6 protein-coding genes and 1 pseudogene are annotated in these 7305 nt (G+C 44.2%); 4 read left to right on the top strand and 3 right to left on the bottom strand.

The window, feature by feature from the left end; genetic code table 11:
* Window positions 1–156 precede the first annotated feature (156 nt).
* From DEF30_RS08055 to DEF30_RS08045, 3 genes are read left to right on the top strand one after another with little or no spacing between them, the layout of a single operon-like run.
* Window positions 157–945: a thymidylate synthase gene (locus tag DEF30_RS08055; RefSeq protein ID WP_294098025.1), complete on the top strand. Its 789-nt coding sequence runs from the start codon at window positions 157–159 to the stop codon at window positions 943–945.
* Between the two features lies 1 nt (window position 946).
* Entirely contained in the window at window positions 947–1438 is a 492-nt protein-coding gene (locus DEF30_RS08050) for a dihydrofolate reductase (protein WP_294098024.1), read from the top strand.
* Between the two features lie 57 nt (window positions 1439–1495).
* Window positions 1496–2302 carry an aminoglycoside phosphotransferase family protein gene (locus tag DEF30_RS08045; protein ID WP_294098022.1) on the top strand — a complete coding sequence of 269 codons (807 nt, stop codon included), beginning with the start codon at window positions 1496–1498 and terminating at the stop codon, window positions 2300–2302.
* A 58-nt stretch (window positions 2303–2360) separates the two neighbouring features.
* On the opposite strand, the gene DEF30_RS08040 is transcribed toward DEF30_RS08045, so the two are convergent.
* From DEF30_RS08040 to DEF30_RS08030, 3 genes are read right to left on the bottom strand one after another with little or no spacing between them, the layout of a single operon-like run.
* Window positions 2361–2888, bottom strand: a complete 528-nt coding sequence (locus tag DEF30_RS08040) for a GNAT family N-acetyltransferase (RefSeq protein ID WP_294098019.1) — start codon at window positions 2886–2888, stop codon at window positions 2361–2363.
* 29 nt (window positions 2889–2917) lie between these two features.
* Window positions 2918–4138: an MFS transporter gene (locus DEF30_RS08035; RefSeq protein WP_294098017.1), complete on the bottom strand. Its 1221-nt coding sequence runs from the start codon at window positions 4136–4138 to the stop codon at window positions 2918–2920.
* 2 nt (window positions 4139–4140) lie between these two features.
* Window positions 4141–4863, bottom strand: a complete 723-nt coding sequence (locus DEF30_RS08030; RefSeq protein WP_294098016.1) for a glycerophosphodiester phosphodiesterase — start codon at window positions 4861–4863, stop codon at window positions 4141–4143.
* A gap of 222 nt (window positions 4864–5085) precedes the next feature.
* On the opposite strand from DEF30_RS08030, the pseudogene DEF30_RS08025 reads away from it, so the two are divergent.
* Window positions 5086–6812, top strand: a pseudogene (locus DEF30_RS08025) (ABC transporter ATP-binding protein).
* Window positions 6813–7305: the final 493 nt, after the last annotated feature.

The raw sequence follows: 7305 nt of genomic DNA, 5'->3' as shown, positions 1-7305 counted from the left end.
TCCACTTGACAGGGAGCAGTTCAGGGTCTTAGGACCTGGCGCTTTTTCTATTATGGTGGTTTTTGATAAACAGATGATTTTCTGGAACACCCTACCAAAATCGCTGTAGAACTTTTATAATGAATAGAAGAAGTTTTTTCTGAAGGAGGATTTTAGATGAATCGTGCGGACACACAATATCTCAGCATTGTCAAAGAGGTGCTGGAACATGGATACTATGACGGCAACCGAACCGGGATGCCTACCTATAAACTCCCCCACAAAATCATGCAGTTTGATCTGGAGAAAGAATTCCCCATTCTTACATCAAAGTTTGTGGGATTTAAAACTGCAGTGAAGGAAATGCTCTGGATTTACCGGGACCAGTCCAATTCTGTGTTGAAGCTTCAAGAAGAGAATGTCCATATCTGGGATGAATGGATGAAGGAAGATGGCACCATCGGAACCTCCTATGGGTGGGTGGTGAAAGAATACAATCAGGTAGACCGGCTCATTCACAGCCTGAAAAACAATCCTCAGGACAGGAGGATGATCATGAGCCTTTGGCAGATTCCCCATTTAGACGGCGGATCCCTATACCCTTGCGCGTTCATGACCATGTGGGATGTCACCGATGGAAGACTCAACTGCATGCTGGTGCAAAGATCGGGAGATCTTCCCCTGGGTGTGCCTTTCAACATGACCCAATATGCGGTGCTCGTGCATCTCATAGCCCAAGTGACAGGGCTGAGGCCTGGTCTATTCACTCATGTGATCAACAATGCCCACATCTATGAAAATCAGGTGGAAGGGATGAAAGAGCAGCTTTCCCGGGGAGAAGCTCCAGAAGCGCCAAAGCTTTGGATCAATCCAGAGGTGAAGGACTTCTATAAGTTCACCATCGAAGACATCAAGCTTTTAGACTACAATCATCTGGGTAAGATTGCCATGGAGGTGTCTGTCTGATATGCTGAGCCTTATTGTTGCCACAACTAGAGAAGGAATCATCGGAAAAGAAGGCGCTCTGGCCTGGAGGATTCCGAAGGATCTTCAGTACTTTAAAAAAGTGACCATGGGCAAAACCATGATCATGGGTCGGAAAACCTTTGAAAGTCTGCCGGGGATGCTTCCAGGAAGAAAACATGTGGTTCTCACAAGAAACCGAGATCTCTCCTTTCCGGAAGGGGTGGAGGTGCTTCATGATCTGGAAGAGGTGCTGAAGTATAGAGATTTATCCGAAGAAGTCATGATCATTGGTGGTGGAGAGCTCTTCCAGCACTTCATGCCTTACTGTGAAAAGCTCTATATCACTTATGTGAATAAAGAGTTTCAGGGAGATACCTATTTCCCCTTGGAAAAGCTTACGGACTTTGTCGAGGTTCATAGAGAAACAGCCTTGGATGAGCATTCAGGTATAGAATTGGATTTTACCATATATCAGAAGAAAGAGGAAAAATAGAAGAATTTTCTTATCTCTGCTATCGTTCCAACTGAAAAAAGCTTTGAGGTGATAAGCATGATCGGGAAAAAGATTGGGGAAGGCAGAACCGCTGAGGTGTATGACTGGTCAGAGGATACCGTCATCAAACTGTTTTATGATTTTGTCGGTGCAGAGGAAGCAGATAGAGAATATCAGATGCAGAAACTTCTTCGTCAGCACCTTCCCTTCTGCGCTGGCATCTATGGGAAGGAAATGGTTGAAGGAAGAAGTGGCCTCATCTATGAGAAGGTGAAAGGCTCTTCCATGACAAAGCTTCTCTCATCCTCACCGGAGAAAAGCCGTGATATGGGAAAGCTTATGGCAGAGATCCATGGCAAAATCCATGCAGTGGACTTAAAGTCCCTGCCCTCGATAAAGGAAGGGACAAAATATGCAGTTTCACACGTTGAGAAACTGTCTGATGATATGAAATGGAAGCTCCTTAGTATTCTCGCAGAGCTTCCTGAGAAAAAGACCCTTTGCCATATGGATTTTCATCCGGATAACATTTTTTTGGATGAGGAGCGCATTGTAGTTTTGGACTGGATGACTGCAGGAAGTGGCGATCCCTTGGCCGATGTAGCGAGAACGGAGATGATTCTGAAGTTTGCGGTGTTTCCAGACGTGGCAGTGGAAATCAAAGATGCCCTTCAGCTCATAAGAGGTGAGCTTCTCAGTGGATATCATGCGGCATATTTTACGGGAGGGATAACCCGGGAAGAGGAAAGGAATCTTTACTTATGGGAAACGGTGCTCCTTGGCGCAAGATTGAGAGAAGGAGTTTCAGATGAAGAATGCGGTATTCTTCTAGAAGAGATCCGTCATCGACTGAAAGATATTTGAATCGGAATAACAGAATGACGAAAACCTGGAGTCTTTTAGACACCAGGTTTTTTGTGACTTATGCTTTTGTGTGATAAAGGACGTGTGCCTTCAGGATGCTGCCTTCCTGTACATTAGGATGTTCAAATTCTCCAGCTTTGGTCATGCCAATTTTCTGCATGACACGTTCAGACGGAAGATTGATTTTAGCAGTGAAGCTGTAAACTTCTGTGAACTTCAGCACTTTGAATCCATAGTCTAGACAGGCTCTGGCACCTTCTGTGGCGTATCCTTTTCCAAAGTCGGAAGCTTTCAGCCGCCAACCGATCTCAATACAAGGGGTGAAGGAAGCTTTGAAGGAGGCTTCATGGAACCCGATGAAGCCAATGAATTCTCCACTTTCTATGAGCTCCACCGCATAGAGACCATACCCTGAATCTTTAAACTCATTTTGAATCCTGTCAAAGAAAGCGTCGGTTTCTGCATCCTCCAGGGGAGCGGGAAAATATTGCATGACCTGAGGATCTTTATTCATCTTCCTGAACTGGGGAAGATCTTCCCGGTTCCAGTCTCTGAAGCGAAGCCGCTCTGTTTCAAAGTAAACCATAAAATGACACCTTTCTTTCTAAAAATCACTTAATCGTTGCCGTTTTCGGCTCTCTTGTCATGGACCTGGCTGATGAAGAAGAACGCAAGTCCAAAGAAGAAAGCACCGTAGAGAAAGACAACCTGATATCCGATGACATCAATGAGAAAACCCAAAAGTACAGGAGAAATGATGTTTGCGATGGAGGAGAAGAGATAATAAACTCCGGTATAGGTGCCAAGAAGTCCCAAGGGGCTCATGTCGGCTACCAGAGGATAAGAGTTGATGTTGATGGAAGCCCAGGCAAATCCTACCCCAAGAAAGAGAATTCTCATGTAGAGGAGCATGTTGCTCTGCTGCGGCTTCAGAAGATAGAGTGCCAGAGTGAGAATTACAGCCAGACCCACGCCCATGCGGATGGTGTTCTTCTTTCCGATTTTGGTTCCAATGATTCCAGCAGGTATGGCAAACACAAGGAAACTTAAGCTGATGAATGCCAGAGTTGTGGTGGCTTGAGCAGGCTGAATGCCCAAATAGCTCTGTCCATATTTTGTGAAGAAGGTCTCAATACCGTTATAGGCAATGAACCAGCTGCAGATGGCAAAGAGGAGATTTCTGGCATTTTTGTCTTTCCAGGCAATACCAAGACCCTGAATGAGGTTTCTCTTCTCTTCTGCAGATTCATAATGAAGCACATCCCGGTGCTCTTTGATCTTCAGGAAAAGAACACCAAAGGAAAAGAGAATGAGGAAGGAGGAGAGGATAAAGGGATAGCCTTCGTTTAGTTCAAAAAGCCTTCCGCCTATAAGATAGGCGATGAGGGATCCAATGCCGCCCATGAAGTTGATGATGGAGTTTGATTTGGATCTGTGCTGCTTTGCGGTGATGTCAGGCATAAGAGCAATGACTGGAGAACGGTAAATACTCATGGACAGGTTCATGAAAAGCAAAGCAAAAACCAGTGCATAGAGGCTCTTTGTCTGAGGGATCAGAAACATAAAAACAGCTGCCAGAGGCATGCCCACCATGATGAAGGGCATTCTTCGGCCGAACCTTGTGTTGATCTTATCGGAGTAGAAGCCCACGGCGGGCTGAATGAAAAGAGCCAGATAATTGTCGATGGTCATGATAAAACCAATAAGTGCTGCGCTTTTCAGGTAGTTGCCAAGAAGCAGCGGCATAAAAGCGTTGTAGACGCTCCAGGTGATGCTGATGGCGAAAAAGCCAAAGCCCAGAGTAAAGGTCTTTTTGTAGTCCAGTTTGTGTTCCATACTTACGGCCTCCTTAATGCTTTCACGAGTTCTTCCGGATAATCTGTGATGATGCCATCAATCCCGAGGGTATTGAAGTAGTGGGCGGTCTGGACGTCATTGACTGTCCAGAGGTTCACCCCGATGCCATTTTTTCTGAGATCTTCCAGCAGTCTTGGGTCCATGGATGTATAAGAGGGATGGATAAAGGATGCACCAAGGGTTTTGGCGTACTCATGGGGCTGGAAGAGCCCGCATTCATATAATGGAGCGGTTTTAGCCTCTGGCTCCAGCTGCTTTATAAGGGCAAGAGAGTAGTGATTGAAGCTGGAGAAGATGACCCGGTGCAGGAACCCTTCTGATCTGATCATCTCCACAAGTTTTTCTTCAAGACCCGGGTAGAGGACAAACCCCATTTTGATTTCTATATTCAGCATGAGGTCGGTGTCTCTTATAAGGTCGAGGAGTTCTTTCAGAGTTGGGATTTTCTCTCCTTTATAGGCCTCTCCTTTCCAGCTGCCGAAATCGTATTTTCGGAGTTCTTCCAATGTCATGTCCTTCACTTGACCTTTTCCATCTGATACCCTGCTGATTTCTTCATCATGGGTGATCACAAGGATACCATCTTTTGACAGATGCACATCGGTTTCGATGCCTTCTGCGCCGACGGACAGAGCAGACTGGAATGCTGCCATGGTGTTTTCAGGATAAACAGAAGAGTTGCCTCTGTGTGCATAAATTCGCATACGTTACCTCCATAGTGTTTTATATTTCAGATTATATCAATATTATACCCTTCTTTCAGAGGAGATGTTACTGAATTATGCGGAAGGAAAAGTAAAATTATGGTAAAGGAACCTAGTGAGATTATCGATAAACCAGAACAGATTTATACTTCTTGGCCACATTTTCGGATTTACTCCGTTATAATGGAAAGGTGAACGAAATTATATGTGCAGGTGAATGAAATGATCAAACAGTTTATATCGTACTATAAGCCGCATAAGTGGCTTTTTCTTCTGGATATGGTGGCAGCGACCCTCATCGCGGCAACGGATCTTATTTTTCCTCAGATCACGAGGACTTTCATCAATGACATTCTTCCAAACAATGATATGGAGCGTCTTGTGAAAGTGGCCATTGCGATGTTCTTCCTTTATATCTTCCGATTTGTGATGGATTATGTGGTGGGCTTCTATGGGCATCTACTTGGGGTGAAGATGGAATATGACATGCGTAAGGATATGTTTTCTCATCTTCAGAAACTGTCCTTCAAGTATTATGACGAAACAAAGACCGGACACATCATGTCGAGGCTGGTGAATGACCTGAATGAAATCAGCGAGCTGGCGCATCATGGACCAGAGGACATTTTCATCTCAGGTCTCATGCTTCTGGGATCTTTTGGTCTACTTCTTACGGTCAATGTGAAGCTGACTCTTATTGTGTTTACCGTAGTTCCTTTTTTGGTGCTGTTTGCAGTTTTTTACAACAGCAAGATGAGAAGAACCTTCCGTCAGATGAGAGAGAAGCTTTCAGACATCAACGCAGGTTTGGAAGACTCCATCTCAGGTGTGCGAGTAGTAAAATCTTTCACCAATGAGGAGTATGAAGAAAAGAAGTTTGATGAAGGAAACAATGCCTTCAAGAAGCTTCGTACAAGAAGCGTCAGGCAGCTGGGCATCTTCTCCGGTGGGATCAATTTCTTCTCCAATATCCTGAACCTTGTGACTTTGGCATTCGGGGGCTATTTTCTGTATCTGGGAGAGATCAACACGGGGGATCTTTTCGCCTACATCATTTATATGGGCATCATCATTCAGCCTGTGAAGAGACTGGCGAATTTTGTGGAGCAGTTTCAGCGTGGAATGGCAGGTTTTAGAAGGTTCAGTGAGGTCATGGCCATTACGCCGGATATCATTGACAAGGATGAAGCGGAAGATCTTCAGGACGTCAAAGGAACTGTAGAATTCCAGGATGTGGCTTTCTCTTATGGGGATAGGGAAGCGGTGCTGAAAAACATCAACCTGACGGTGCAAGAGGGCCAGACCATTGCCATTGTTGGACCCAGTGGGGTAGGGAAAACCACCATGTGCAATCTGATTCCGAGGTTCTATGAAATCAGCAGCGGAGGAATCTATATAGATGGGAAGAACATTCAGGATGTGACCATGGAAAGTCTTCGTGGGAACATCGGAATTGTTCAGCAGGATGTATTTCTTTTCAGTGGCAGTGTGTATGAAAATATACTTTATGGCAATCTGGATGCCACAAAAGAAGAGGTCATTGAGGCCACAAAGAAAGCCAATGCCTATGAGTTCATCATGGATATGCCTAATGGTTTTGATACTTATATTGGAGAACGGGGTGTAAAGCTTTCTGGTGGGCAAAAGCAGAGACTTTCCATTGCGAGAATGTTTCTTAAGAATCCCCTATCCTTATTTTGGATGAGGCTACTTCTTCACTGGACAATAAGAGTGAGGCGGTGATTCAGGAGTCCATCAATGAGCTGGCCAAAGACAGAACCACCTTTATCATTGCGCATAGGATGGCCACCATCCGGAATGCGGAACGAATTATAGTGCTCACTGAAAATGGGATAGAAGAAGACGGAACTCATACGGAATTAATGAAGAAACGTGGCGAATACTTCAAACTCTATAACTCGCAGTTCAAGTCCGCAGACATCGCATAACTGAATGTTTGAGATCTAAGAGAGCCTGAAAGGGCTCTCTTTCTGGTCTATGAACTATCATTTAACTTTTTGACATGGTCATTGTAAAGTTTTGGTAAATCGGGTATGATTATAGAGCACGAAGAACAGACCTTATGAATATGTCGAAATGTACTGATTGGCAACAGGAAAGTGAATTGTATAAAAATAACTAAAATTTTTGAGAAATTAATACAATTTGATGTTGACAAAGATTCTTTCTCCGTGATAAGATAGACAAGTCGCTTGAGAGAGCGGCACGAAAACAAGCAAACACAGTTCTTTGAAAATTAAACAGAATATAGGTAAAAAACCAAAGTAATTCTTTTTGAGAAATCAAAAAAAACCACTTTCTAAAAGAAAGTGCGAACTTCATGAAAATGAAGTTCAGAAGCTAGTGTAATGAAAAGCTAGTTCAAACTTTTAAATTGAGAGTTTGATCCTGGCTCAGGACGAACGCTGGCGGCGTGCCTAA

The organism is Proteiniclasticum sp. (assembly GCF_003514505.1).
GTDB lineage: Bacteria > Bacillota > Clostridia > Clostridiales > Clostridiaceae > Proteiniclasticum.
The sequence above is the reverse complement of the archived record's forward strand: the minus strand, read 5'-3'. Positions and strand labels throughout refer to the sequence as shown.

What these genes read in the sequence shown, in the direction of transcription:
- DEF30_RS08055 (WP_294098025.1), top strand. Translation starts at nt 157, where the DNA reads ATGAATCGTGCGGACACACAATATCTCAGCATTGTCAAAGAGGTGCTG.
- DEF30_RS08050 (WP_294098024.1), top strand. Translation starts at nt 947, where the DNA reads ATGCTGAGCCTTATTGTTGCCACAACTAGAGAAGGAATCATCGGAAAA.
- DEF30_RS08045 (WP_294098022.1), top strand. Translation starts at nt 1,496, where the DNA reads ATGATCGGGAAAAAGATTGGGGAAGGCAGAACCGCTGAGGTGTATGAC.
- DEF30_RS08040 (WP_294098019.1), bottom strand. Translation starts at nt 2,888, where the DNA reads ATGGTTTACTTTGAAACAGAGCGGCTTCGCTTCAGAGACTGGAACCGG.
- DEF30_RS08035 (WP_294098017.1), bottom strand. Translation starts at nt 4,138, where the DNA reads ATGGAACACAAACTGGACTACAAAAAGACCTTTACTCTGGGCTTTGGC.
- DEF30_RS08030 (WP_294098016.1), bottom strand. Translation starts at nt 4,863, where the DNA reads ATGCGAATTTATGCACACAGAGGCAACTCTTCTGTTTATCCTGAAAAC.